The organism is Hydrogenophaga sp. (assembly GCF_018780385.1).
Lineage (GTDB): Bacteria > Pseudomonadota > Gammaproteobacteria > Burkholderiales > Burkholderiaceae_C > Hydrogenophaga.
The window spans coordinates 1-1,604 of sequence record NZ_JADMJO010000144.1; the positions used below are offsets into that span (position 1 = coordinate 1).

1 protein-coding gene is annotated in these 1,604 nt (G+C 64.4%); it reads left to right on the forward strand.

The features are described 5' to 3' along the window. Positions 1-139 precede the first annotated feature (139 nt). On the forward strand, positions 140-1,604 hold a 1,465-nt coding region (locus IV113_RS25020), incomplete at its 3' end, for an AMP-binding protein (protein WP_291090989.1).

Here is a 1,604-nt window from a genome sequence, read left to right on the forward strand (position 1 = left end):
CTGAGCTCCCCTCCGTTCGGGCTGAGCCTGTCGAAGCCCTCACCCACACCATCGCAAGAGCCCTTCGACAGGCTCAGGGCGAACGGAGCTGTGGCTCAGCCCGAACGGTGTGTTGGCGATCAACGTTGAGATACAAACCATGAGCAACCTCTGGGACCTCTCCGGCATCCAGCCGCAAACCAAGGTGGTGCTGGAAGGCGACACCATTCCGGCCCTGTTCTGGAACGGCGTGAAGGCGCGCGGGCCAAACGTGTGGATGCGGCAGAAGGAGTTCGGCATCTGGCGCAGCTGGAGCTGGAACCAGACCGGAGACGCCGTGCGCGAGATCGCCCATGGCTTGCTCGCCATCGGCTTCGAGGCGCGCGAGACCGCGTCCATCCTCTCCAACACCACCATCGAATGGGTGCTGTGCGACCTGGCCGTGCTGAGCGCGGGCGGTGTCTCCAACGGCATCTACCCCACCGACGCGGCCGAGCAGGTGCAGTACCTCTGCGCTGACTCGGGCACCACCGTGCTCTTTGTGGAGAACGACGAACAGCTCGACAAGGCTCTGGAGGTACGCGACCACCTGCCGCAGCTGCGCAAGATCATCGTGGAGGACATGGAAGGTCTGCGCGAACTCAACGACCCGCAGGTGATCAGCCTGGACCAGCTGCGCGAGCTGGGCCGTGCCCATCTGCTGCAACACCCCGGCATGCTCGAAGCCCGAGTGGCCGCCTGCCAGCCCGACGAGCTGGCGATATTGGTCTACACCTCGGGCACCACCGGCCGGCCCAAGGGCGCCATGCATTCGCACAAGGGCCTCGTCTACACCGTGCGCGGCTACAACACACTGATTGCCCGCGACCAGAACGACGAGTGCATGTGTTTCCTGCCGCTGTGCCACATTGCCGAGCGCATGGGTGGCGAGTATTTTTCGCTCTACACAGGGGCCAAACTCAACTTCGTGGAGAACCCCGAAACCGTGCCGGAGAACGTGCGCGAGATCGCGCCCACGGTGTTCACCGCCGTGCCGCGCGTTTGGGAAAAGTTTTATTCGGGCGTGATGATCACCCTGAAAGAAGCCGGCAAGATTCAACAGGCCGCGTACGGCTGGGCCATTGGCGTGGGCCAGCAGGTGGCCGATCTGGTGATGGCCGGCCAGCCCGTGCCCGGCGGGCTGCGCCTGCAGTTTCATGTGGCGCGCACGCTGGTGCTCAACAACGTACGCAAGCTCATCGGCATTCACAGGGCGCGCTTTCTCGTCACGGGTGCGGCGCCCATTTCGCCCGAGCTGGTGCGCTGGTACCTGGCGCTGGGCGTGCCCATGCTGGAGGTGTGGGGCATGACGGAGACCTGCGGCGCCTCCACCGGCATTCCGGCTCAGCGCATGAAGCCCGGCAGCATCGGCCCGGCCGCCAGCTACAACGAGGTGAAGCTCGACCCGGTGACTGGGGAAATATTGGTGCGCGGGCCCAACGTGTTCATGGGCTACCTCAACCTGCCCGAGAAGACCGCCGAGACCATCGACGGTGAGGGTTGGCTGCACACGGGCGATGTGGGCGTGGTGGATGAGGAAGGGTTTTTCCGCATCACCGACCGCATGAAAGACATCATCATCACCG